At 71.6% G+C, this 23,780-nt stretch carries 23 protein-coding genes; 10 read left to right on the top strand and 13 right to left on the bottom strand.

Going from position 1 to position 23,780, the window contains the following annotated elements; all coding sequences use genetic code 11:
- Positions 1 to 5: 5 nt before the first annotated feature.
- Genes ACZ56E_RS06745 through ACZ56E_RS06710 form a run of 8 tightly spaced genes read right to left on the bottom strand, consistent with a single transcriptional unit; the run spans position 6 to position 6,700 of the window.
- Positions 6 to 2,015: an NADH-quinone oxidoreductase subunit 5 family protein gene (locus ACZ56E_RS06745; RefSeq protein WP_471211893.1), complete on the bottom strand. Its 2,010-nt coding sequence runs from the start codon at positions 2,013 to 2,015 to the stop codon at positions 6 to 8.
- Positions 2,012 to 2,416, bottom strand: coding sequence for an NADH-quinone oxidoreductase subunit NuoK (gene nuoK, locus ACZ56E_RS06740; RefSeq protein ID WP_471211892.1), 405 nt, complete (start codon positions 2,414 to 2,416; stop codon positions 2,012 to 2,014). Before nuoK ends, ACZ56E_RS06745 begins: the two co-directional genes overlap by 4 nt.
- Positions 2,416 to 2,994, bottom strand: a complete 579-nt coding sequence (locus ACZ56E_RS06735; RefSeq protein WP_468314200.1) for an NADH-quinone oxidoreductase subunit J family protein — start codon at positions 2,992 to 2,994, stop codon at positions 2,416 to 2,418. The genes nuoK and ACZ56E_RS06735 overlap by 1 nt, the downstream gene beginning before the upstream one ends.
- Positions 2,991 to 3,590: a NuoI/complex I 23 kDa subunit family protein gene (locus ACZ56E_RS06730; RefSeq protein ID WP_471211890.1), complete on the bottom strand. Its 600-nt coding sequence runs from the start codon at positions 3,588 to 3,590 to the stop codon at positions 2,991 to 2,993. Before ACZ56E_RS06730 ends, ACZ56E_RS06735 begins: the two co-directional genes overlap by 4 nt.
- Positions 3,590 to 4,558 (bottom strand): complex I subunit 1/NuoH family protein, encoded by a 969-nt coding sequence (locus ACZ56E_RS06725; RefSeq protein WP_471211887.1) that lies wholly within the window; start codon positions 4,556 to 4,558, stop codon positions 3,590 to 3,592. The genes ACZ56E_RS06730 and ACZ56E_RS06725 overlap by 1 nt, the downstream gene beginning before the upstream one ends.
- On the bottom strand, positions 4,555 to 5,652 hold the full coding sequence (locus tag ACZ56E_RS06720; RefSeq protein WP_471211886.1) for an NADH-quinone oxidoreductase subunit C: 1,098 nt from the start codon (positions 5,650 to 5,652) through the stop codon (positions 4,555 to 4,557). Before ACZ56E_RS06720 ends, ACZ56E_RS06725 begins: the two co-directional genes overlap by 4 nt.
- Positions 5,649 to 6,320, bottom strand: coding sequence for an NADH-quinone oxidoreductase subunit B (locus ACZ56E_RS06715; protein ID WP_471211884.1), 672 nt, complete (start codon positions 6,318 to 6,320; stop codon positions 5,649 to 5,651). The genes ACZ56E_RS06720 and ACZ56E_RS06715 overlap by 4 nt, the downstream gene beginning before the upstream one ends.
- Positions 6,311 to 6,700 (bottom strand): NADH-quinone oxidoreductase subunit A, encoded by a 390-nt coding sequence (locus ACZ56E_RS06710; RefSeq protein ID WP_055547887.1) that lies wholly within the window; start codon positions 6,698 to 6,700, stop codon positions 6,311 to 6,313. Before ACZ56E_RS06710 ends, ACZ56E_RS06715 begins: the two co-directional genes overlap by 10 nt.
- Before the next feature lie 232 nt (positions 6,701 to 6,932).
- Here ACZ56E_RS06710 and ACZ56E_RS06705 point away from each other — a divergent pair, with 232 nt between their 5' ends.
- The 5 genes from ACZ56E_RS06705 to ACZ56E_RS06685 all read left to right on the top strand — a co-directional run bounded on the left by ACZ56E_RS06705 (position 6,933) and on the right by ACZ56E_RS06685 (position 13,956).
- Positions 6,933 to 8,102, top strand: a complete 1,170-nt coding sequence (locus ACZ56E_RS06705; protein ID WP_471211881.1) for a sensor histidine kinase — start codon at positions 6,933 to 6,935, stop codon at positions 8,100 to 8,102.
- A 189-nt stretch (positions 8,103 to 8,291) separates the two neighbouring features.
- The gene (locus ACZ56E_RS06700) at positions 8,292 to 9,656 is read left to right on the top strand and encodes a sensor histidine kinase (protein WP_471211879.1); all 1,365 of its coding nucleotides are present in this window, start codon (positions 8,292 to 8,294) and stop codon (positions 9,654 to 9,656) included.
- Positions 9,657 to 9,934: 278 nt separating this feature from the next.
- Positions 9,935 to 10,606, top strand: coding sequence for a LuxR C-terminal-related transcriptional regulator (locus tag ACZ56E_RS06695; protein ID WP_398300122.1), 672 nt, complete (start codon positions 9,935 to 9,937; stop codon positions 10,604 to 10,606).
- A 334-nt stretch (positions 10,607 to 10,940) separates the two neighbouring features.
- On the top strand, positions 10,941 to 12,872 hold the full coding sequence (locus tag ACZ56E_RS06690) for a 2-oxoacid:acceptor oxidoreductase subunit alpha (protein WP_471211876.1): 1,932 nt from the start codon (positions 10,941 to 10,943) through the stop codon (positions 12,870 to 12,872).
- Entirely contained in the window at positions 12,865 to 13,956 is a 1,092-nt protein-coding gene (locus ACZ56E_RS06685) for a 2-oxoacid:ferredoxin oxidoreductase subunit beta (RefSeq protein WP_468604424.1), read from the top strand. Before ACZ56E_RS06690 ends, ACZ56E_RS06685 begins: the two co-directional genes overlap by 8 nt.
- A 36-nt stretch (positions 13,957 to 13,992) precedes the next feature.
- Here the strand turns inward: ACZ56E_RS06685 and ACZ56E_RS06680 are convergent, their stop codons facing one another.
- Positions 13,993 to 14,364: a winged helix-turn-helix transcriptional regulator gene (locus ACZ56E_RS06680; RefSeq protein ID WP_468604422.1), complete on the bottom strand. Its 372-nt coding sequence runs from the start codon at positions 14,362 to 14,364 to the stop codon at positions 13,993 to 13,995.
- A gap of 101 nt (positions 14,365 to 14,465) precedes the next feature.
- On the opposite strand from ACZ56E_RS06680, the gene ACZ56E_RS06675 reads away from it, so the two are divergent.
- From ACZ56E_RS06675 to ACZ56E_RS06665, 3 genes are all read left to right on the top strand, one after another.
- Positions 14,466 to 15,326 (top strand): SDR family oxidoreductase, encoded by an 861-nt coding sequence (locus ACZ56E_RS06675; protein ID WP_471211872.1) that lies wholly within the window; start codon positions 14,466 to 14,468, stop codon positions 15,324 to 15,326.
- 146 nt (positions 15,327 to 15,472) lie between these two features.
- Complete coding sequence (gene rarD, locus ACZ56E_RS06670; RefSeq protein WP_471211869.1) at positions 15,473 to 16,459, top strand: EamA family transporter RarD; 987 nt, start codon at positions 15,473 to 15,475, stop codon at positions 16,457 to 16,459.
- Positions 16,460 to 16,493: 34 nt separating this feature from the next.
- Complete coding sequence (locus tag ACZ56E_RS06665; protein WP_471211868.1) at positions 16,494 to 16,946, top strand: VOC family protein; 453 nt, start codon at positions 16,494 to 16,496, stop codon at positions 16,944 to 16,946.
- Between the two features lie 52 nt (positions 16,947 to 16,998).
- Here ACZ56E_RS06665 and ACZ56E_RS06660 read toward each other — a convergent pair whose 3' ends face one another.
- Positions 16,999 to 17,916 carry an NAD(P)-dependent oxidoreductase gene (locus tag ACZ56E_RS06660; RefSeq protein ID WP_471211865.1) on the bottom strand — a complete coding sequence of 306 codons (918 nt, stop codon included), beginning with the start codon at positions 17,914 to 17,916 and terminating at the stop codon, positions 16,999 to 17,001.
- Between the two features lie 179 nt (positions 17,917 to 18,095).
- Here ACZ56E_RS06660 and ACZ56E_RS06655 point away from each other — a divergent pair, with 179 nt between their 5' ends.
- Both ACZ56E_RS06655 and ACZ56E_RS06650 read left to right on the top strand, forming a co-directional pair.
- Positions 18,096 to 19,580 (top strand): hypothetical protein, encoded by a 1,485-nt coding sequence (locus ACZ56E_RS06655; protein ID WP_471211863.1) that lies wholly within the window; start codon positions 18,096 to 18,098, stop codon positions 19,578 to 19,580.
- Between the two features lie 102 nt (positions 19,581 to 19,682).
- A complete protein-coding gene (locus ACZ56E_RS06650) occupies positions 19,683 to 20,276 on the top strand; it encodes a flavodoxin family protein (protein WP_471211861.1) in 594 nt (197 codons plus the stop codon).
- Positions 20,277 to 20,304: 28 nt separating this feature from the next.
- Here the strand turns inward: ACZ56E_RS06650 and ACZ56E_RS06645 are convergent, their stop codons facing one another.
- From ACZ56E_RS06645 to ACZ56E_RS06635, 3 genes are read right to left on the bottom strand one after another with little or no spacing between them, the layout of a single operon-like run.
- Entirely contained in the window at positions 20,305 to 21,210 is a 906-nt protein-coding gene (locus ACZ56E_RS06645; RefSeq protein ID WP_471211859.1) for an ABC transporter permease, read from the bottom strand.
- Entirely contained in the window at positions 21,197 to 22,243 is a 1,047-nt protein-coding gene (locus ACZ56E_RS06640) for an ABC transporter ATP-binding protein (protein ID WP_471211857.1), read from the bottom strand. Before ACZ56E_RS06640 ends, ACZ56E_RS06645 begins: the two co-directional genes overlap by 14 nt.
- A gap of 55 nt (positions 22,244 to 22,298) precedes the next feature.
- Entirely contained in the window at positions 22,299 to 23,549 is a 1,251-nt protein-coding gene (locus tag ACZ56E_RS06635) for a LolA family protein (RefSeq protein ID WP_471211854.1), read from the bottom strand.
- Positions 23,550 to 23,780 lie beyond the last annotated feature (231 nt).

Genomic DNA, 23,780 nt, shown 5'->3' with positions numbered 1-23,780 from the left:
GCTGCTCACGCTCCGGCGGTGGCGACGAGGACGGCGGCGACGGCCAGGACGACCGTGCCTGCGAGCAGCGCGCTCAGGTAGGTCTGCACGTTGCCGGTCTGTGCGCGGCGGACGGCCGCGCCGAGCCAGCGGGGTGCGGCGCCCGCACCGCGCACGTACGTCTCGACGACCTCGCGGTCGAGGAAGCGGACGAGTCCCGCGGCGGCCCGGACGGGGCGCACGAACAGGGCGGTGTAGACGGCGTCGAGGTGGAAGCCCGCGGCGGCGTGCCGGTGCAGCGGCCCGAGCAGCAGGCGGCCGGGGTCGGCCGGGTCCGGTGCCGAGGCCACATCTCCGTACGCGGGGGTGTGGGAGGCGATGGCCTCCGCCTCGACCAGGCCGCCGTCGCCGTCCGGGCTCGCGGCGACCGCGCCCATCGGGAAGCGGGCGGTGAGCGCCGTCGTGTGCCGCCACGCGCCGTACGTGACCACACCGCCGACGAGCGCCAGACCCGTGCCCAGGACGGAGGTGGTGAGCGTCGGGGCGAGCGAGTGGCCGTCGAACCAGTCCGGCAGGACGCCGACGGTCAGACCGAAGGCGAGGGAGGGGACGGCGAGCACCCAGAGCACGGCGGTCATGGCGACGGGCTGCCTCCCGTGCCGGGGGGCTTCGGCTCCCCTGCCGTTGAAGGCGAGCAGCCAGAGCCGCGTCGCGTACGCGGCGGTGAGGAGGGCGGTGAGGAGACCGGCGACGAGGACGATCCAGCCCGCCGCGGTGGGCGCGGTCGCGGCGTGGCCCGTGGCCGTGTGCTCGGCGGCGCCGAGCACGGCCTCCTTGGAGAAGAAGCCGCTGAACGGCGGGATCGCGACGAGCGCGAGGAGCGCCACGGTCATCGTCCAGTAGGCGTCGGGGACGCGGTCGCGCAGGCCCTTCATACGGGACATGGCGGCCAGCGAGTTGGTGCCGGCGGCGTGGATGATCACGCCTGCGGTGAGGAACAGCAGCGCCTTGAAGGCGCCGTGGGACAGGAGGTGGAAGACGGCGGCGCCGCGGTCGCCGACGGCGAGGGCGCCGGTCATGTAGCCGAGCTGGCCGATCGTCGAGTACGCGAGGACGCGCTTGATGTCGTCCTGGGCGAGCGCGGCGAGGGCCGAACCGGCCATGGTGACGGCGGCCATGACGGCGAGGACGACCAGGGCCGCGTCGGAGGTGGCGAAGACGGGGAGGAGCCGGGCCACGAAGTAGACGCCGGCGGCGACCATCGTCGCGGCGTGGATCAGCGCGGAGACGGGCGTGGGGCCTGCCATCGCGTCGGGCAGCCAGGTGTGCAGCGGGAACTGCGCCGACTTGCCCGCCACGCCCGCGAGGAGCAGCAGGGCGATGAGCGTGGGGTGGTCAAGGCCGCCGTCCGTGACCGTCGCGACGATCGTCGTGATGCGGAAGGAGCCCGTGTCGGCGGCGAGCGCGAACAGACCGATCAGGAAGGGGACATCACCGAGCTTGGTGACGAGGAAGGCCTTCAGGGAGGCGGCGCGCGCCTCGGGGGTCTCCCAGTAGTGGCCCACCAGGAAGTACGAGCAGATGCCCATGATCTCCCAGCCGACCAGGAGCACCATCAGGTCGCCGGAGTAGACGACGAGCAGCATCGCGGAGGTGAAGAGGGAGACGAGAGCGGCGTACGAGGGGTAGCGCCGGTCGTCGCGGAGGTAGCCCGTCGAGTAGATCTGCACGCAGGAGGCGACGACGCCGACCAGCACGGCGACGAGGGCGGCGAAGCCGTCGATGTGCAGGGCGAGCTCGATGGGGACCGAGCCGGTCGGGGTGAGCTCGGTCGCGGCGTCGACCGGGGCCTTGCCGCCGCCGGTGCCGCCGCCCTGCCGGACCGCCACGAGCACGGCGAGCACGAGGGCCGTCAGGGTGGGCAGTACCGCGAGGGGCCGGACGAGACCGGGGGCACGGCGGCCGAGGAGCAGGCCCGCGGCCGCGCCCAGGAACGGAAGGAGGGGGACGAGGACGGCGAGGGTGGTCGTGGTCACGCGGTGGCCTCAGCCTTCTTCGACGTCTGCGCCGACGGCGGCTGCTGTGCGGGGTCGGGCTCTTCGGCGGCGGCCTCGGCGGTTCCGGCGGCCTCGGCGGTGTCGCGGAGTTCGTCGACGGCGGAGCTGCCGCGGTTGCGGTAGACCGCCAGGACGATCGCGAGGCCGATGCCGATCTCGGCGGCGGCGATGGCGATGACGAAGAGGGTCAGGGCCTGGCCGGCGTGGAGGGAGTCGCGGAGCCAGACGTCGAAGGCGACGAGGTTGAGGTTGACGGCGTTGAGCATCAGCTCGACGGACATCAGGACCAGGATCGCGTTGCGCCGGGCGAGCACTCCGTACAGGCCGACGCAGAAGAGGAGGACGGCGAGGACGGCGGGATAGGCGAGGTGGAGGTGCATCAGCGGTCTCCCTCCGGGGCGGACGTGCCCTTGGCCGTCTTGCGGGACAGGACGATCGCGCCGACGAGGGCGGCGAGGAGGAGGACGGAGAGCGCCTCGAAGGGGAGCACCCAGTGCCGGAAGAGGACCGAGCCGGTCACGTCGGTGGAGCCCTGGGCGGCGCCGTCCAGGTCGATCACCGTGGTGCGGAACGCGTCCACGACGACCCAGACCAGGGCGGCGGCAGCGGTCAGGGCCACCGCGAGCGCGACCGGGCGGTTGCCCGAGTCGGCGTCCGGGGAGCGGCCGATGGGCGCCCTGGTGAGCATCAGTCCGAAGAGGAGGAGGACGACCACGGAACCGACGTAGATGAGGACCTGCACCCAGGCGATGAACTCGGCGGTCAGCAGGAGGTACTCGACGGCGAGTCCGCCGAGCGCGACCACGAGCCACAGGGCGGCGTGCACCAGCTGCTTGGTCGTGACCGTGATGACCGCCGCGCCGAGCGTGACGAGGCCGACCAGGAGGAAGGCGATCTCGACGCCCGTCGGGGAGAGGAAGCCGTGTGTTTCGGCGGCGATGTGCACGACCTCGTTCACGACTCCTCGCCCTTCGTCTCGGGACGCGTGGCCGGCGGTGCGGCTTCGGCGGCTTCGGCGGCTTCGGCGGCTTCGGCGGCGGCCAGTTTCTCCGCGGTCTTGCGGGCGGCGGCGAGCTCCTTCGGCTCCTCGGCGCCGGGGTCCAGGGCGGGCGGGGCCGGGACCGTCCACATCCACTCGCGCAGCTTGTCGCGCTCGTGGGTGAGTTCGTGGATGTCGGTCTCGGCGTACTCGAACTCCGGCGACCAGAAGAGCGCGTCGAAGGGGCAGACCTCGATGCAGATGCCGCAGTACATGCAGAGGGCGAAGTCGATGGCGAAGCGGTCGAGGACGTTGCGGCTGCGCTCACGGCCGCCGGGGGCGGCGGGCGGGACCGTCTCCTTGTGGGAGTCGATGTAGATGCACCAGTCGGGGCACTCGCGGGCGCACAGCATGCAGACCGTGCAGTTCTCCTCGAACAGGCCGATGACGCCCCGGGTGCGGGGCGGCAGTTCGGGCTGGTGCTCGGGGTACTGCTCGGTGACGGTCTTCTTCGTCATCGTGCGGAGGGTGACGGCGAGGCCCTTGGCGAGGCCTGACCCGGGGATCGGAGGCATCAGTTGATCGCCACCTTCACGATGCCGGTGAGCGCGATCTGCGCGAGGGCGAGCGGGACGAGGAGGGTCCAGGCGAGCTTCTGGAGCTGGTCCTCGCGGAGACGGGGGTAGCTGACACGCAGCCAGATGACGACGAAGGCGAGCACCGCCGTCTTCAGCAGGGTCCAGACCCAGCCGAGCCCGTCGGCACCCCACGGGCCGTGCCAGCCGCCCAGGAAGAGGACGGTGGTCAGACCGCACAGGACGACGATTCCGGCGTACTCGGCGAGGAGGAAGAGGGCGAAGCGCAGGCCGGTGTACTCGGTGTAGGCGCCGAAGATGATCTCGGAGTCGGCGACCGGCATGTCGAAGGGCGGGCGCTGGAGTTCGGCGAGGCCCGCGACGAAGAAGACGAGGGCGCCGACGATCTGCCAGGGCAGCCACCACCACTCGAACGCGTCGACGATGCCGGGCAGCGAGACCGTGCCGGCGGCCATCGCGACCGAGGCGGCGGCGAGCAGCATCGGCAGTTCGTACGCGAGGAGCTGGGCGGCGGTGCGGAGGCCGCCGAGGAGGGAGAACTTGTTGGCGCTGGCCCAGCCCGCCATGAGCGAGCCGAGTACGCCGACGCCCATGACCGCGAGCACGAAGAAGATGCCCGCGTCGACGACCTCGCCGACCGCGCCCTCGCCGGGGCCGATCGGGATCGCGACCAGGACGAGGAGGTACGGGAGGAGGGCGACGGCGGGGGCCAGTTGGAAGACGCGGCGGTCGGCCTTGGCCGGGACGACGTCTTCCTTCTGGGCGAACTTCACGCCGTCGGCGACCAGTTGGGCCCAGCCGTGGAAACCGCCCGCGTGCATGGGGCCGAGGCGGCCCTGCATGTGGGCCATCACCTTGTGTTCGGTCTGGCCGACGACGAGGGGCAGGACCAGGAACGCCGCGAAGACGATGACGAGGCGCAGGGCGACGTCGAGGGCGTCGTTCACTCGTTCCCTCCAGTGTCCTCGGTACGGGGCTTCTCTGGCTCGGGCGTGGGGTCGGACCCGGCCGTGGGGTCGGGCTGGGGCTCGGGCTCGGGCTGCTTCGTGGTGTCGAACGCCGGGCGGGCGTGGTGCCAGGGAGCGTCGGAGCTGCGCGGAGCCTGGGGTTCCGCCTCGGCCGGAGCTGCGGCCGGAGTTTCGACCGGAGCTGCGGCCGGAGTTTCGGTCGGAGCTACAGCCGGAGCTTCGGCCGGCACCGCGGCTTCGGGCGGCGTCTGCGCCCGCTGCGACGCCGATCCCTGGCTCGCGCTGCGCGCGCGCCTCGGGGGGCGGGCCGGCGTCTCCCTCTCGGCGGGCGTCGCCGAGGGGCTCGCCGCCGGAGGCGTCGGCGCGGCCTGGCTGGCGGAGCCCTCGCTCACGCTGCGGGACCGCCGCACGGGGCGTTCGCCGGCGGCGCGGCCCGCCGCCCCGGCAGCACCTGCCCCAGCAGCCCCGGCGCGCCCCGCCCCGCGCGCCGGACGCGCCGGTGCCGGAGGGAGCTGGCCCTTCAGAGGGCCCCATTCGTTCGGGTCGGGCACGCCGGGAGGCAGCATCTGGCGGCGCTTGGGGCCACCGTGCTCGGACTCCCCCGGCTCCTTGGCGCCCGGCCAGGCCTTCGCGACGCGGGCCGCGAGCACGAAGTCCTTGCGGAGGGGGTGGCCCTCGAAGCTGTCGGGCAGGAGCAGCGGGGTCAGTCCGGGGTGGCCCTCGAAGGTCACGCCGAACATCTCGTGCGTCTCGCGCTCGTGCCAGGCCGCGCCCGCGTAGACGTCGACGGCGGAGGCGAGCACGGGGGCGTCGTGCGCGACTGTCGTACGGAGCAGAAGGCGGCGTACGGGAGAGAGCGCCACGACGTGGGCGGCCACCCTGAAGCCGGTGCCCGGTTCGTCGACCGCGCTCAGCCAGTCGAAATAGGTGCAGGTGAGGGTGGTGCGGGCGGTTTCCAGGGCGGTGGTCCAGGCGGCGGGAGGTACGTCGACGGTGAGTACGTCGTACGACTCGTCGGCCGTCGCCTCCGCGCCGAACAGCTCCTCGACGGGGCTCGGCAGCCAGCCGGTCATGCCTGGTCCTCCCCCGGCGCGGGCGCCTTCACCAGGCCGCTCCGGAGCGCGGCCGCCGAGGGACGCGCACCGGACCCGTTCCCGGGACCGACCCCCGTGCCCGGACCGACCCCGGTGCCGGACCCGTTTCCATGCCCGTACCGCTCCCCCAGCGACTCCCGTGCGATCTTCTCCTGGAGTTTGAGGATGCCCTGGAGGAGCGCCTCGGGGCGGGGCGGGCAGCCGGGGACGTACACGTCGACCGGGATGATCTGGTCGACGCCCTTCGTCACGGAGTAGGAGTCCCAGTAGGGGCCGCCGCAGTTGGAGCAGGCGCCGAAGGAGATGACGTACTTCGGTTCGGGCATCTGCTCGTACAGGCGCTTCACCGCGGGTGCCATCTTGTCCGTGACCGTGCCGGAGACGACCATCAGGTCGGCCTGGCGCGGGCCGGGCGCGAAGGGGATGACGCCGAGCCGGATGAAGTCGTGGCGCGCCATGGACGCGGCGATGAACTCGATGGCGCAGCAGGCGAGGCCGAAGTTGAAGACCCAGAGGGAGTACCGGCGGCCCCAGTTGAGGACCACCTTCATCGGCTCGGGGGCGAGGCGGGCGAGCGCGCCCAGCCTCTTCGGCTCGGGGAGCAGCACGGGCCGCGGCCGCCCTTCGGTCTCCGGGGTCACGTCCACGTCAGGACGCCCTTCTTGTATGCGTACAGCAGGCCCACGGCCAGGAAGCCGAGGAAGATGAACATCTCCACGAGTGTCGTCGCGCCGTAGCCGGGCGCGGCGAAGACCGTCGCCCAGGGGAAGAGGAAGATCGAGTCGACGGCGAAGATCACGTAGAGGAACGCGTAGACGTAGTAGCGGACCTGGGTGTGGGCCCAGCCCTCGCCGACGGGGTCGACGCCGCACTCGTACGTCAGGAGTTTCTCCGGGGTCGGCACCACCGGGCGCAGCAGCCGCCCCGCGCCGAAGGCCACGGCGACGAACAGCACGCCCACGACGGCGAGCAGTCCGACGACGGAGTACGACTGGTAGTAGCTTGCCGCGACGTTCGTCACGTGCACGTCACTCCCTCACTCCTTGACCGCTTGTCACTCCCTGACCGCCTGTCACTACTGACCCTGACCCTTTTCGACGACCCTTTTCGACGATCTGTACGCACGGGAGTCTAGGGCCTGCTAAAGGTTCAGTAAGCAGAGCGTCACGCAATGATCCGGCCGGGGTGGGGTTATCCCCCGGCTGCCCCGGCGGCCGCCCTCATGGCGTCGCGGCGGCGGGCCGGGCACCCTAGCGCGTATGACCGCACGCACCACGCCTCCGCAGGACGACCGGCCGCCGCCCGCGCGCTTCGCGTACGACCGGCACACCTGGAAGGAGATCGCGCACCTCCTGGTGAACCTGCCGACGGGCATCGCCGGCTTCCTGTACGCGGTCACCGTGCTGGCCGTGGGCACCGGCCTGACGGTGACGGTGATCGGTCTGCCGCTGCTCGCGCTGGGGCTGCTCGGCGCGCGCCTCATCGGCCGGGCCGAACGGGGGCGGGCCAGGAAACTGCTCGGCGTCCGGGTCGACGAGCCGAGCCCGATGCCGGGGCACCGCGGGCAGAACTTCTTCAGCCGGCTGTGGGTGAACCTCAAGGATCCGGTGGGCTGGCGCACCATGCTGTACGCGTTCATCCGGCTGCCGTGGGGCGTGGTGACCTTCACGGTCACCCTCACCGGGCTCTTCGTGCTCTGGCCCGTGCTGCCCTTCATCGCGCGCGGCCTCACCAACGCCGACCGGGCGATGGTGCGCGGACTGCTGTCGCCGTCCGACGAGTTGGAGCGGCGCATCGCCGAACTGGAGTCCGACCGGGGCGTGGTGGTGGACACCGCCGCCGCCGACCTGCGCCGCATCGAGCGCGATCTGCACGACGGCGCACAGGCCCGCCTGGTCGCCCTCGCCATGGGGCTCGGCCTCGCCAAGGAGAAGCTCCTGGAGGACCCGGACGCCGCGGCCTCCATGGTCGACGAGGCGCACGGCGAGGTGAAGCTTGCCTTGCAGGAACTGCGCGATCTGGCCCGCGGCATCCACCCCGCCGTCCTCACCGACCGCGGCCTCAACGCCGCGCTCTCCTCGGTGGCATCGCGCTGCACGGTCCCGGTGAAGGTGACCGCCGACCTTCCGGCGCGCCCGGCTGCCGCCATCGAGGGCATCGCGTACTTCACGGTCTCCGAGCTCTTGCAGAACGTCAGCAAGCACAGCGGGGCGAGGTCCGCGAGCGTCGACGTCTGGCGTTCCGAGGAGCGGCTGCTCATCCAGGTGTGGGACGACGGGCGCGGCGGGGCGCGGCTCGACGGCGGGACGGGCATGGCGGGGCTCGCGGACCGGCTCGGCGCCGTGGACGGGCTCTTCGTGATCGATTCCCCGGAGGGCGGGCCCACGACGATCACGGCGGAGCTGCCGTGGCGGGACCGCGTGGGGTAGGGAAAACCCCCGGTGGAAGACCCCGACCCGCTCCATGGCCGCGAGCGGCCGCGCCGACGAGTCTGTAACCAGGGCACCCACAGCAGACACACCAAGCAGCACAGAGCCATAGGGCCACAGGGCCACAGAGCCATAGGGCCACAGAGCCACAGGGCTTCAGAGCCACAGACGCAGAAACGGACGGCAGCGATGGCCACGGAATACGGACAGGGGTACGCGCGGATGGACCGGCCGGATCTCCGGGGCACCGACGTCGAGGAGCGGCGCCGGCACCGCCTGCCGGCCGGGCTGCGCGCGCCCGTCGAGGCGCGCACCTGGCGGGAGTTCGGCTACACTCTGCTGAGCCTCCCCATCGGCATCACGTCCTTCGTCTTCGCCATCACGATGCTCTCGCTCGGCGCGGGCCTCCTGATCACCTTCATCGGCATCCCGGTGCTCGCGGCGGGTCTGGCCGGCTGCCGCGGCATCGGCGCCCTGGAACGGACCCGGGCGCGCGGGCTGCTCGGACTGGAGATCGCGCCGCCGGAGCCGCTGCGGCCCAAGGGCGGCGGCCTGCTCGCGCTCATGGGCGCGGTCCTGAAGAGCGGCGCGTCCTGGCGGCACGTGCTGTATTCGCTGCTGATGCTGCCGTGGTCGCTCTTCTCGTTCACGGTGGCGGTGCTGTTCTGGTCGTACGGCTGGCTGATGCTGACGTATCCGCTCTGGTTCTGGCTCTTCCCGATGTACGGAGGGCAGGACGGCATCCAGCTCTACGGGGGCGACGACGGCCACCGCATCTACCTCGACAACCCGTTCGAGCTCGGCATCACCGCCGCGACCGGTCTCCTCGTCACGCTGGCCACTCCGTGGATCCTGCGGGCCCTGACGACCGTGGACCGCGTCATGGTGTTCGGGCTGCTCGGCCCCTCGCGGCTCGCGACCCGCGTCGTCGAACTGGAGTCGGACCGCGGTGTCGTCGTGGACACCGCCGCCGCCGATCTGCGCCGCATCGAGCGCGATCTGCACGACGGCGCGCAGGCCCGCCTGGTCGCCCTCGCCATGGATCTGGGGCTCGCCAAGGAGAAGCTGGCCGAGGACCCGGAGGCCGCGGCGCGCATGGTGGACGAGGCGCACGGCGAGGTGAAGGTCGCGCTGCAGGAGCTGCGTGATCTGGCCCGGGGCATCCACCCGGCCGTCCTCACCGACCGCGGCCTGGACGCCGCGCTCTCCTCGCTGGCCGCCCGGTGCACGGTGCCGGTCCAGGTGGAGGTGGACCTGACGAGCCGCCCGGCGGCGGCCATCGAGGGCATCGCGTACTTCACGGTCTCCGAGCTGCTGCAGAACATCAGCAAGCACAGCGGGGCCGACGCCGCGAGCGTCGACGTCTGGCGGGCCGAGGACCGGCTGATGCTCCAGGTGACCGACAACGGAGCGGGCGGCGCCGACGTGTCGGCGGGCTCCGGTCTGGCGGGCCTCGCGGAGCGGCTCGACGCGGTCGACGGAATCCTGGTCGTCGACTCGCCGGCGGGCGGCCCGACGACGGTCACGGCGGAACTGCCGTGGCGCAAGGCCTGACCCGACACCAACCCTGACCCTGACCCTGACACCCACCCCCGACACCCATCCCGCCCCCGACGCCAACCCGCGCGCGGCCCCGGCTCCCCCAGAGCCGGGGCCGCCCGCTGTCCTGCGGTCCCGGCCGCACCGGCCGCACCGGTCCGGCCACCGGCCCGGTGGCCGGCGGCGGATCGCGCGATACTGAGGAGCCGAGTGTTCGGCCTACGCGACCGCTGTCGGACCGACGCCGGCCAGACAAGCGCGCCGGGGGGCCAAAAGTGCCGGGGGGCCAAAAAATGGAGGACAAAGTGCGGGTCGTCATCGCCGAGGATTCAGTGTTGCTTCGGGAGGGCCTGACCCGCCTGCTCACCGACCGGGGGCACGATGTGGTCGCCGGTGTGGGTGATGCCGAGGCGCTGATCAAGACGATCACCGACCTGGCCGGGCAGGACGCCCTGCCGGACGTGGTCGTCGCCGATGTGCGGATGCCTCCGACCCACACCGACGAGGGCGTGCGCGCGGCGGTGTATCTGCGGAGTCAGTACCCCGATCTGGGGGTCCTGGTCCTTTCGCAGTACGTGGAGGAGCAGTACGCCACCGAGTTGCTCGCCGGGTCGAGCCGCGGCGTGGGCTATCTGCTCAAGGACCGGGTCGCCGAGGTTCGGGAGTTCGTCGACGCGGTGGTGCGGGTCGCGGAGGGCGGCACGGCGCTCGACCCGGAGGTCGTGGCGCAACTGCTGGGCCGCAGCCGCAAGCAGGACGTGCTCGCGGGGCTTACACCGCGGGAACGCGAGGTACTCGGCCTGATGGCCGAAGGACGGACGAACTCGGCGGTGGCCCGGCAGCTCGTGGTGAGCGACGGTGCCGTCGAGAAGCACGTGAGCAACATCTTCCTGAAGCTCGGCCTGTCGCAGAGTGACGGGGATCACCGCCGCGTGCTCGCGGTCCTCACCTATCTCAACTCGTGAACGGCTGACAGCCTGGCGGATGGCGTCGGAAGGCACCGGGAATCGAGTGCCCCTCCGGCCCGAGCAGGTATGAACAGGTGTGAACACAGAGAGTCACGAGCGCGACGGAGTCGGTCAAGGCAAGTCCTAGAACCAAAGGATGAGCGGGGAGCGTCATCCAGAAGGACCGGGGGGCAAGGCAAACCATGGCAAACCATGGCAACACGGCGTCTCAGAAATGCATCCAGAATGCGAACAAGCCCAGGAAGGCGACCCTTACAGACGTAGGGTGGACCTTGGGAGCGCCGGTCGTCCCGGCGATTCCGCACAGTCGCCTCGAGGGAGGTCCAGTTCAGTGACCAGCCAGGTCAGTAGCCAAGCCGAGCAGGCCGACGGGGCAGTCGTCGGAGGACAACGCAAGCCCGCGGGTGACAAGGATGTGCGCCGTCTGGACCGGGTCATCATCCGCTTCGCGGGTGACTCGGGCGACGGAATGCAGCTCACGGGCGACCGGTTCACTTCGGAGACCGCTTCTTTCGGCAACGACCTGTCGACGCTGCCGAACTTCCCCGCCGAGATCCGCGCACCCGCAGGAACCCTGCCGGGTGTCTCGTCCTTCCAGCTGCACTTCGCCGACCACGACATCCTGACGCCGGGCGACGCGCCGAACGTCCTTGTGGCGATGAACCCGGCGGCACTGAAGGCGAACATCGGTGACGTGCCGCGCGGCGCCGAGGTCATCGTCAACACCGACGAGTTCTCCAAGCGCGCGATGCAGAAGGTCGGTTACGCCACGTCCCCGCTGGAGGACGGCTCCCTCGACGGCTACAGCGTGCACCCGGTGCCGCTGACCACGCTGACGGTGGAGGCCCTGAAGGACTTCGACCTGTCCCGCAAGGACGCGGGGCGCTCGAAGAACATGTTCGCGCTGGGGCTGTTGTCGTGGATGTACCACCGGCCGACCGAGGGCACCGAGAAGTTCCTGCGGACGAAGTTCGCGAAGAAGCCGGAGATCGCCGAGGCGAACATCGCGGCGTTCCACGCGGGCTGGAACTTCGGCGAGACCACCGAGGACTTCGCCGTCTCCTACGAAGTCGCCCCCGCCGCCCAGGCGTTCGCGACCGGCACCTACCGCAACATCTCGGGGAACCTGGCGCTGTCGTACGGTCTGATCGCGGCCGGCCGGCAGGCGGACTTGCCGCTTTACCTGGGCAGTTACCCGATCACTCCGGCCTCGGACATCCTGCACGAGCTGTCGAAGCACAAGAACTTCGGCGTACGCACCTTCCAGGCCGAGGACGAGATCGCGGGCATCGGCGCGGCGCTCGGCGCGGCGTTCGGCGGGTCGCTCGCGGTGACGACGACGTCCGGGCCCGGTGTGGCGCTGAAGTCGGAGACCATCGGTCTGGCCGTCTCGCTCGAACTGCCGCTGCTGATCGTCGACATCCAGCGCGGCGGCCCGAGCACGGGCCTGCCGACCAAGACCGAGCAGGCCGACCTGCTCCAGGCGATGTACGGGCGCAACGGCGAGGCGCCGGTGCCGATCGTGGCGCCGAGGACCCCGGCGGACTGCTTCGACGCGGCGCTGGAGGCGGCCCGCATCGCGGTCACCTACCGCACGCCGGTCTTCCTGCTGAGCGACGGCTATCTGGCCAACGGCAGCGAGCCGTGGCGCATCCCCGAGATCGACGAACTGCCCGACCTGCGCGTGCAGCTCGCCTCCGGGCCGAACCACGCCGAGCCCGACGGCACCGAGACCTTCTGGCCCTACAAGCGCGACCCGCAGACCCTCGCGCGCCCGTGGGCGATCCCGGGCACGCCGGGCCTGGAGCACCGCATCGGCGGCATCGAGAAGCAGGACGGCACGGGCAACATCTCGTACGACCCGGCCAACCACGACTTCATGGTCCGCACCCGGCAGGCCAAGGTCGACGGCATCGCCGTGCCCGACCTGGAGGTCGACGACACCGGCGGGGACGCCGACACGCTGGTCCTCGGCTGGGGCTCGACCTACGGACCGATCACCGCGGCCGTCCGCCGGCTGCGCGCCGCCGGTGTCCCCATCGCGCAGGCCCATCTGCGCCACCTCAATCCGCTGCCGCGGAATCTGGGCGACGTCCTCGCGCGTTACGACAAGGTGGTGATCCCCGAGATGAACCTCGGTCAGCTCGCCACCCTGATCCGCGCGAAGTACCTGGTGGACGCGGTCTCGTACAACCAGGTCAACGGAATGCCCTTCAAGGCCGAGCAGCTCGCCACGGCTCTCAAGGAGACCATCGATGGCTGACACGAAGACGGCCGGGCCGGAGGGGACCGGGAGCACGATCGAAGCGCTTTCCCTGGTGCCCAAGGCCGACGCCCAGCAGTCCATGAAGGACTTCAAGTCCGACCAGGAGGTGCGCTGGTGCCCCGGCTGCGGTGACTACGCCGTGCTGGCCGCCGTGCAGAGCTTCATGCCCGAGCTCGGTCTGGCGAAGGAGAACATCGTCTTCGTCTCGGGCATCGGCTGCTCCTCCCGCTTCCCGTACTACATGAACACCTACGGGATGCACTCCATCCACGGCCGCGCCCCGGCCATCGCCACCGGCCTGGCCTCCTCGCGCCGCGACCTGTCCGTGTGGGTGGTGACCGGCGACGGCGACGCGCTGTCCATCGGCGGCAACCACCTGATCCACGCCCTCCGGCGCAACGTGAACCTGAAGATCCTGCTGTTCAACAACCGGATCTACGGCCTCACCAAGGGCCAGTACTCCCCGACCTCCGAGGTCGGGAAGATCACCAAGTCGACGCCCATGGGGTCGCTCGACGCGCCCTTCAACCCGGTCTCCCTCGCGATCGGCGCCGAGGCGTCCTTCGTCGCCCGCACCGTGGACTCCGACCGCAAGCACCTCACGTCGGTGCTGCGCGAGGCCGCCGCGCACCCCGGCACCGCGCTGGTGGAGATCTACCAGAACTGCAACATCTTCAACGACGGCGCCTTCGAGGTCCTCAAGGACAAGCAGCAGGCCGAGGAGGCGGTGATCCGCCTGGAGCACGGGCAGCCGATCCGCTTCGGCGCCGACGGGGCGAAGGGCGTCGTGCGCGACGCGGTGACCGGCGACCTCAAGGTCGTCGCCGTCACCCCGGACAACGAAGCCGACATCCTGGTCCACGACGCGCACGCCACGTCGCCGACCACGGCCTTCGCGCTCTCCCGGCTCGCCGACCCCGACACCCTGCACCACACCCCGATCGGCGTCCTGCGCAACGTCGAACGGCCGGTCTACGACACGCTCATGGCCGACCAGCTCGACACCGCCATCGAGCGGGACGGCAAGGGCGACCTCGCCGCGCTGCTCGCGGGCGGCGACACATGGACGGTCGTCGGCTAGCCCGACCCGCTCGGTGCGAGGCCCGGTCCTGATCCGTCAGGACCGGGCCTCGTCGTATGCCGTGCGCGCCTTCTGCACGTCGGCCATGCGCCGGTCCGTCCAGGCCGCGAGGGCCCGCACCTGCTCGGCGGCCTCGCGGCCGAGCTCCGTGAGGGAGTAGTCGACGCGGGGCGGGATGACCGGCTTGGCGTCGCGGTGCACCAGGCCGTCGCGCTCCAGGGTCTGGAGGGTCTGGGCCAGCATCTTCTCGCTGACGCGGCCGATCTCGCGGCGCAGCTCGCTGAACCGGAACGACCGCTCCTCAAGGGCGAGCAGGACGAGGACGCCCCAGCGGCTCGTCACATGCTCCAGGACGAGGCGGTGGGGGCACATCTCCTCGCCCGTGACACTCCAGGTACTTACGTCCATGCCAGTACCTTACTTCAAAGTGGGTACTTACGGAAAGTTAGCGCTGCTCCTAGGGTGGGTGTCATACCGACTTCCACCGGACCTAACAGGAGCAACCAGACATGAGCATCGTCGTCACCGGAGCCACCGGACACCTCGGCCGTCTCGTCATCGAGGGGCTGCTCGCCGCCCGGGTCCCCGCCGGGGACATCGCGGCCGTCGTACGCGACAAGGACAGGGCCGCCGACCTCGCCGCACGCGGTGTCGAGCTGCGGGTCGCCGACTACAGCGCCCCCGAGACCCTGCGCGGCGCCTTCGCCGCCGGCGACCGCGTCCTGCTGATCTCCGGCAGCGAGATCGGGCGGCGCGTGCCGCAGCACCGCGCGGTGGTCGACGCCGCGCGCGAGGCGGGCGTCGCGCTCCTCGCCTACACGAGCGTCCTCGGCGGCCCCGACGCCGACTTCGACCTGGCGGCCGAGCACAAGGCGACCGAGCAGCTGATCCTCGAATCCGGCCTGCCGCACACCCTCCTGCGCAACGGCTGGTACCACGAGAACTACACCGAGCACCTCGCCCCGGTCCTGGAGCACGGCGCCGTCGTGGCCTCCGCGGGCGACGGCCGCGTCGCCTCCGCCTCCCGCGCCGACTACGCCGCGGCCGCCGTCGCCGTCCTGACCGGCGAGGGTCACGAGGGCAAGGTCTACGAGCTCAGCGGCGACGTCGCGTGGAGCTTCGCCGAGTACGCCGCCGAGATCGCGGCGCAGACCGGCAAGGACATCTCGTACGCGAACGTGCCCGCCGAGCAGCACCTCGCCGTGCTGACCGGCGCCGGGGTGCCCGAGCCGATGGCGGCGATCCTCGTCGACGTGGACGCGGCCGTCGCGCGCGGGCGCCTGGCCGGGACCAGCGGGGAGCTGGCGAAGCTGATCGGCCGGCCCACGACCCCGCTCGCGGACGCGGTGGCGGCGGCGCTGCGGGGCTGAACCCCGCCGGTTCTCAGGAGCGGCCCGGGGCGCTCACCGGCGTCACGAGCGTCACGAGCGTCACCGCGGAACAGGCATGACAGCCGAGGGTTCCCGGCGCTACCTTCAGTGGGGCAGCGCGGGCTGCCGCGCACGAAGGAGGGGCCGTGGACAGCGGAGCAGCCGGGAAGCCGGGGAACGAGCAGCGCGTCGGGCTGCTGAACGGCTTCGCCGCCTACGGGATGTGGGGCCTGGTCCCGCTCTTCTGGCCGCTCCTGAAACCCGCAGGGGCCGTCGAGATCCTCGCCCACCGGATGGCCTGGTCGCTCGTGGTCGTCGGTGTCGCGCTGCTGTTCGTACGGCGCTGGGGCTGGGCCCGCGAGCTGCTGCGCCAGCCGCGCAGGCTCGGCCTGGTGGCGATCGCCGCGGCGGTCATCACCGTCAACTGGGGCGTCTACATCTGGTCCGTGAACTCGGGCCACGTCGTCGAGGCGTCCCTCGGCTACTTCATCAACCCGCTGGTCACCATCGCCATGGGCGTCCTGCTGCTCGGCGAGCGGCTGCGGCCGGTGCAGTGGACGGCGGTCGGCATCGGGTTCGCGGCGGTCCTCGTGCTCGCGTTCGGATACGGCAGGCCGCCGTGGATCTCGCTCTGTCTCGCCTTCACCTTCGCTACGTACGGCCTGGTGAAGAAGAAGGTCAACCTCGGCGGCCTGGAGTCGCTCGCCGCGGAGACCGCCGTGCAGTTCCTGCCCGCCGTCGGCTATCTGGCGTGGCTCGCCACGCAGGGCGACATCGTGTTCGGCACGGAGGGTGCCGGGCACGCGGCGCTGCTCGCGGCCACCGGTGTGGTGACCGCCGCGCCGCTGGTCTGCTTCGGGGCTGCGGCGATCCGGGTGCCGCTCTCCACGCTGGGCCTCCTTCAGTACCTCGCGCCGGTCTTCCAGTTCGTGCTCGGCGTCCTGTACTTCCATGAGGCGATGCCGCCCGAGCGGTGGGCGGGCTTCGGCCTCGTCTGGCTGGCGCTCACCCTGCTGACCTGGGACGCGCTGCGCACGGCCCGGCGGAACGCGGTGCGGGTGGCGGCCGCGAGGGCGGCGGCCGTGGTGCCGGCCGCGACCCCCGCCCGCGAGGAGCGGGAGCCCGTCGTCTGAGACCCGCGGCGCCTAACCGGTATAACTGGTTACCATGACAACCCTGCACTGGAAGCTGGTCATCGACGCCGCCGACCCGCACGCCCAAGCGGCCTTCTGGGCCGAGACGTTGGGGTACGAGGTCGAGGACAACAGCGCCCTCATCGACCGTCTGCTCGGCCTCGGCGCGGCCCCCGAAGCCGCGACCGTCGAGTTCCGCGGGCGCCGCGCCTGGCGCGACCTCATCGCCGTCCGGCACCCCGACGACCCGTACGACGAGGCCAGCGGCACCGGCCTGGGCCGCCGGATCCTCTTCCAGCGCGTGCCCGAGCCCAAGACCGGCAAGAACCGGCTGCACCTCGACGTGCACACCGAGCCGGGCCGCCGCGACGCGGAGGTGCACCGGCTGGAGGCGCTGGGCGCCGCCGTGGCGCGGCACGTCAAGGAGCCCGGCGGCGAGTGGGTGCTCATGACGGACCCGGAGGGGAACGAGTTCTGCGTCCACTAGGCGGGCCCCGGTCGCCCGGAGTGGTCGAGGTCGTCTGGCCGGTCGCCGTCGTCTAGACGGTTCCCGTCGCCGGTTTCCGCAGCATCTCGACCAGTGCCGAGATGCTGTGGTCGCGATGCCCCTCGGCGACCGCCCGCCGCACCAGGTCGTTCATCGGGGCGAGCCAGGAGGCGTCGAGTCCGGCCTCCTCGGCCGTCTCCTGGTCGTGCCCGGCCGCGTCGTGGAAGAGCCCGACGGTCGACGCGGGCCGGGTGTAGTCGCCGGAGTCGATCTCCTGGGCCAGCGTGGGCAGGATCGAGGCGATCATCTCCAGCCACTTGACCTCGTACCGCACGAGGGAGTCCGCGGTCAGACCGCGCGACCGCACCAGCGCCGCGCCCTGGAAGAAGCCGATCAGGGCGGGGAGCAGCGTGCTGCCCACCGCCATCTCGTAGAGGGCGGCCAGGTCCGGGTCGGTGCCGAGGTGGACGGTGTCGCCGCCGAGCACCCTCAGCGTCTCCTCGTACTCGTCGAACGTCGCCCGTTCGCCCGCGTAGTAGAGCAGCGTGTCCGGCTTCCCCACGGCCCCCGGCACGTTCTTGACGGCGCCGTCGAGGAACCGCGCGCCCTGTCCGGCCGCCCAGTCGGCCATTTCCCGTGCGCCGGACGGGGTGCCGGAGTTGAGGGTGACCAGGGTGCGCCCGGCCAGCGCGGCGGCCGCCGGTTCCAGTGCGGCGCGTGTCGCCTCGTACGTCGAGAGGCAGGCGATGACGAGGGGGCTCGCGGCGACCGCGTCCTCGACCGCCGCCAGGTGCGACGCGCCCTCGGCGACGAGGGGTGCCGCCTTCTCCGGGCTGCGATTCCACACCGTCGTCGGGTGCCCGGCCCCGAGGAAGGCCTCGGCCAGCGCGGTGCCCATCAGGCCGAGCCCGATGAGCGTGACGGGTGTCGCGGGTGTCGCGGGTGTACCGGTGCCCTGGTCGTACGTCATGTTCTGCCCCCATCGCCGTAACTGCCCGCGCCGAGTGTGTTGATCGCTTCCTCATGCTGGGCGCACACTGCGCTCACCTCAAGTACCTACTGAAAAGTGCGTACTTACCTTTAGGTAAGCCACGGGGTCGCCGCGTGGCCGACCCGGGGCGGCAGGCCGGTCTTTGGCAAGCTGGGACGATGGCACAGCAGCCGCGCGCCCACCGTCTCCTCCTCGCCGTCTGCGGTGCCTTCGCCGTGCTGTCCCTCGTTCTGGTCCCGCTCACCCTGCCGCTCGGCTGGGACGAGATCGTCTACGCCAGCCGCTACTCCCCGCACGGCCCCGCCACACCGTTCAGCGCGCCCCGCACCCGCGGTGTGCCGTTCCTCATCGCGCCGGTGGCGGCCTGGAGCGACTCCGTCGTGCTGCTCAGGGTGTGGCTGACGCTGCTCGCGACCGCCGCGCTCTATCTGGGGTTCCGGCCCTGGCTGCGCGTCCTGCAGCACCGGCCGTCGGCGGTCGCCGTCGCCGCCGCGCTGTACGGCGGCCTGTGGTTCGCGCTGTTCTACGCGAGCGCCGCGATGCCCAACCACTACACCGCCATGGGTGCCGTCGGGGCGGTCGGCCTCTTCCTGTGGCCGCGGCAGTCCGCCGCCACCCGCGCCGGGATCGCGTGCGGCCTCGCCCTCGCCACGCTGATGCGCCCCAACGACGGCGTCGCCCTGGGTGTGCCCTTGCTGGTCGCCGCTCTCGTCGTCCCGGGGTGGCGGGGGTGGGGCCGCGTTCTCGCCGTGCTCAGCGGGCTCGCGGCGGGTGCGCTGCCGTGGATCGTCGAGGCGTACGTCCGTTTCGGCGGCGTCCGCGAACGGCTGACGGAGGCGAGCGAGGTGCAGGGCGACCTGCGCCCCCTGCTCTCCCTGACCCACCACCTCACCGTCATGGACGGCCCCCTGCTCTGCCGCCCCTGCGCCGGCGACGCCATCCGCCCGATCGCAACGGAGTGGTGGCTGCTGCTGCCGATCCTGGTGGGGGTGGGGTTGTGGAGTGTGTGGGGGGTGAGGGGGCTGCGGGGCCTGCGCGATGCAGAAGCCGCGCGCGGCGCACCTGCCGGAGCTGCAGAGGGTCGCACCCTCACCTCCGCCGTCCTCCCCAGCTGCCTGCTCGCCGTTGTCGCTGCGCTTGCCGTTGCCCTTCCCTATCTCCTCCTCGTCCCCTACGCCGCCCCCCGCTTCCTTCTCCCCACCCACGCCCTGCTCGCCCCGGCCGCCGCCCTCGGAGTGCTTGCCCTTGCGGGGGCCGCCCGTGCGTCCCGGCGGCCGCGGGTCTGGCTTGCCGTGCTGGGGGGCGTCCTCGCCGGGCACCTCGCCGTCCAGCTCCCCCTCGTCCACGGGAACGCCGGGATCCAGGCGGGCGCCCGCGGCGACTGGGCGCGGATCGCCGGCGTCCTGCACGACCACGGGGTCGGAACGAGGTCGGGTGGCACTCCTTGTGTCCTGCGCGGCAACGCCTCCGTGATTCCCATCGCGTATGTGGCCGGCTGCGCGCCCGCCGAGCCGGACGACCCGCGCCGCCCCGCCGCCCTCGTCCTGCGCGGGGCGGGTCCCCCGCACTGGGCCCGCTCCTGGTCCCACCACCCCGTGCCCGACACCTACGCCCCGGGGTGGGCCGTCCACGTACACCCGTAACCGAGTAACCGAGAAGCCGAGCAACCCTGGACGGGGTTGGTTGCGCGTGCATATAGTGCACGTGCAAGCAACCACCGCGTGCAAGCAACCCAGGGGGATCCCATGACCCGCAAGTTCCTCTTCGTCCTCGGCAGCGCCCGCCCCGAGGGCAACAGCGAGATCCTGGCCCGCAAGGCCGCCGAGCAGCTGCCCCCGGACGTCGAGCAGCGCTGGGTGAACCTCGCCGACGTACCGCTCCCCGACTTCGAGGACCAGCGGCACGACGACACCCGCCCGCGCGCCCGCCCCCGGCCCGTCGGCGACAACGAAGCGCTGCTCCTGGACGCCACCCTGGAGGCCACGGACATCGTCATCGTGTCGCCGCTGTACTGGTACTCCGTGTCGGCCACCGTCAAGCGCTACCTCGACTACTGGGACGCCTGGCTGGAGACCCCGGAGATCAACTTCAAGGACACCCTCGAAGGCCGCACCCTGTGGGGCGTGACGGCGCTCGCGCACCGCGAGGAGGAGGTGGCGCAGCCGCTGATCGGCACGCTGAACCACACCGCCGCCTTCTTCCCCATGCGCTTCGGCGGCGTCCTGCTGGGCAACGGCACCCGGCCCGGCCACGTCCTGGAGGACACCGAGGCCCTGGCGCGCGCCAAGACGTTCTTCGCCCAGGAGCCCCCGCTGGCCCGCTACCCGTACGACAGCTGACCACCCGGCCGGCCACCCGCCGCACGGCCTACGCCATGACGTCCTTCGCCCCGAACCGCGCCCACGCCGCCGAGCCGAACACGGCCGCGTACAAGCCCTGCATCTGCAGGTTCTTGACGATGTCGTCCCAGTAGACCGGCTCGCGCATCAGGTCGGCGAAGGACAGCCAGTAGTGCGAGAAGAAGTACGGGTGGAGGGCGTGCAGCTGCGGGATCTGGTCGAGGATCTGGACCGTGATCAACAGCCCCACGGTCGTCGCCATCGCCGCGATGCCGCTGCTGGTGAGCGTCGAGACGAACAGCCCGAGCGCCGCCACGCCGATCAGCGACACGGCGACGACCAGCGCGATCAGCAGGGCCCGCAGCAGCCCCTCGCCGAAGCCCATGCGGGTGCCTGAGATCGTCGTGACCTCGCCGAGCGGGAAGAGCAGCGCGCCGGTCGCGAGCGCGGACGCGGCGACGACCAGGGTCGCGACCAGGCAGAACGTCAGCGTGGTCGCGTACTTGACGAGGAGCAGCCGGGTCCGTCCCGCGGGCGCGACCAGCAGATAGCGCAGCGTGCCCGCGCTCGCCTCGCCCGCGATGGCGTCCCCCGCGACGACGCCGATCGCCATCGGCAGGAAGAACGGCAGGGTCGCGGCGAGCGCGGTGAAGACCAGGAACAGGCCGTTGTTGGTGATCTGCGCGATGAAGGCGGGTCCGCCCTCGTCGCCGCCCCCGCCGATCGTGGAGCCGTCGCTCGTCTCGATCTTGACCGCGATGCCCACCAGGATCGGCACGGCGGCGAGGACCGCGAGCAGCGCGATGGTCCGCCAGCGGCGGAACGTGATGCCCAGCTCGCTGCGGAAGAGACCGAGCGTCCAGATCCAGCGCTGCTCCCTCGGGACGTCCGCCCTGGACGCGTCCGTGGTCTCGGCGACCTCAGCCCGCGACATCGAAGCCCTCCCCCGTCAGCGCCACGAACGCGTCCTCCAGAGAGGCACGTTCGAGCCCGAAGCCGCGGACGCGGACGCCCGCCCCGACCAGCGCGGCGTTCAGATCGGCCAGTTCCACACCGTCCTGAACTGGTGGTTCGCCGGTAACGCGGTCCTCCGTAGAGACGAGATCCGTCACGCCCTGCTCCTTCAGGACGCGGGCCGCCTCGCCCGGGTCCGGTGTCGTCACGACCAGCCTGCCCCGCGCGCCCGCCGCCAGCTCGGCGACGGACCCCTGGGTGATCAGCCGGCCCTGGGTCATCACGGCCGCGTGCGTGCAGACCTGCTCGATCTCGTCGAGCAGGTGCGAGGAGAGGAAGACGGTCGTGCCCTCCGCGGCCAGCTCCCGCACCAGGGTGCGGATCTCGCGCATGCCCTGCGGGTCGAGGCCGTTCGTCGGCTCGTCCAGGACGAGGAGCTTGCGCGGCTGGAGCAGCGCGGCCGCGAGCCCGAGCCGCTGTTTCATGCCGAGGGAGTACGCCTTCGCCTTCTTCCCGGCGGCCGCGGTGAGCCCGACCCGGTCGAGCGCCGCCTCGGCCCGCGCCTTCCGGGTGCGCGGGTCGGCGGTCGGGTCCGCGGAGTCGTACCGCAGGAGGTTGTCGCGGCCCGACAGGAAGCCGTAGAGGGCGGGGCCCTCGATCAGCGCGCCCACGTGCGGGAGGACGGTGCGCGTGGCGCGCGGCATGGGGCGGCCGAGGACCTGGGCGCGGCCGGAGGTCGGCTCGATGAGGCCCATCAGCATGCGGATCGTCGTCGTCTTGCCCGAGCCGTTCGGCCCGAGGAAGCCGAAGACGCTGCCTTCCGGGACGGTGAGGTCGAGCCGGTCGACGGCGAGGTGTTTTCCGTAGCGCTTGGTGAGGCCGTGCGTCTCGATGACGTGCCCCACCGGGGCCGTCGGCGCTGCCGGGCCCTCCGAACTGCCGCTGTTGCCCGGCACGCTGTCCTCCCGTTCTCCGAAGAGACGGATGGAAGGTGCCCGGCCGGCACCTCCCATCCGCCGTTCCCCTATGCCGTACGCACCGCTGGTGCGCGTCGTGTCGTACGCGTGGCTAGTGCGCCTCGTTCGCCGCCTTCACCAGCGCGTCCTTCGTGACCGCGCCCACGTAGACCGTGCCGTCGTCGGTGACGAGGGCGTTGATCAGGCGGGTCGAGAAGACCGTGCCGGACCCGAACTTGCCGTTGACCTGGTCGCCCAGCGAGTCGATCAGCTTCTGCGCGTCCTGCGGGACGTCGCCGGAACCGGCCGTCGGCAGGCCCTGGCCGCCGGGCAGCTTCAGCTCGGCGATGGAGCTCCAGCCCTTCCCGATGACCTTCGGTTCGTTGAGGTCGCCCTCGTCGAACTTCTTGCCGTCCTTGTCCTTGAAGTCGCGGCTCCGCTCGCTCTGCTCGTCGGCCTCGGTGACCTTCGTGCCCTTGGGGGGCGTGAAGTCGAAGGTGGACGCGGACGGCTTGCCGAAGTCGACCTTCGTGAAGCCCGCGTCGACGACGGCCGCGCCGCCGGAGGCCGGGGTCAGGGTGAACTTGAGCGGTGTGCCGGTCTTCTCGTCCACCGCGACGGTGATCTGGCCGACCGTCGAACCGGCCTGCTTCGGCTTGATCACCAGGCGGTACGCGTCGCGGCCCGCGACCTGCGCGGTGCCGTCGACCTTGACGGACGTGGTGTCGTCGACGGCCTTCAGGGCCTGGTCGGCGAACTCCTTCGGAGTGCTGGGCAGCTCACCCTTCGGCACCGCGCCGTGGTTTTCGCCCTTCTCCGGAGAGGCGCCCTCGTCCTTCGCGTGGTAGGCCTCGTTCGACGCGCTGTCGTACGCCCACACGTCGTCGCCGTTGTGGATCAGGCTGTACTCGGAGGCGTCGCCGAGGACGGACACCTTCTGCTTGTCGGGGCCGTCGGCCGCGACGCGCAGCGTGTGCGTGCCGGACGCCAGCTCCATGAGCTTGCTCTTGGGGTCGGCCGCCGAGCCCTTCTCGTCGCCGTCGTCCTCGCCCCGGTCCGCGCCGCCCCCGCCGCCGAAGCCGCCCGCCATGCCGCCGAACGACGGCAGGCCCAGGTCGGTGCTGATCTTGACGTGGCCGGAGAGCTGCTGCGTGTCCGACGCGGCGATCTTCTCGATGAGTTCCTGTGCGGTGACCTTCGGGAGGTCCGGGTCGCCCGATGTGGCGAGCGCCGGGACGAGCCCGATCGTCGCCGCCGCCACCCCCGCCACCGCGATCGGGACCGCGTAACGGGCCGCCTTGCGGCGGCCGGCGCGCAGGTCCGCGGCCTCGCTGGTGTCCTTCGCCGATTCGTACGGTGCCATTGTCTGCCTTACCTCCGTGGTCGGCGGCGGCCTTCCCTGTACGTGCCTTCGTCCACCCTGTGCCGCCATTCTCACCCGAATAGGTCAGGAGTGGTTGTTCTCGCTGGACTCCATCCGACCAAATCGGCCACCAAGAAGCGTCAGACCCCGGAAGCAACTCCATGTACTGCTCTGGGATGACATGAAACGGCGGTGCCTCCCCCGTCCCGTAGGGGGTGGCACCGCCGATCG

The organism is Streptomyces sp. NPDC039480 (assembly GCF_055597165.1).
The sequence above is the reverse complement of the archived record's forward strand: the minus strand, read 5'-3'. Positions and strand labels throughout refer to the sequence as shown.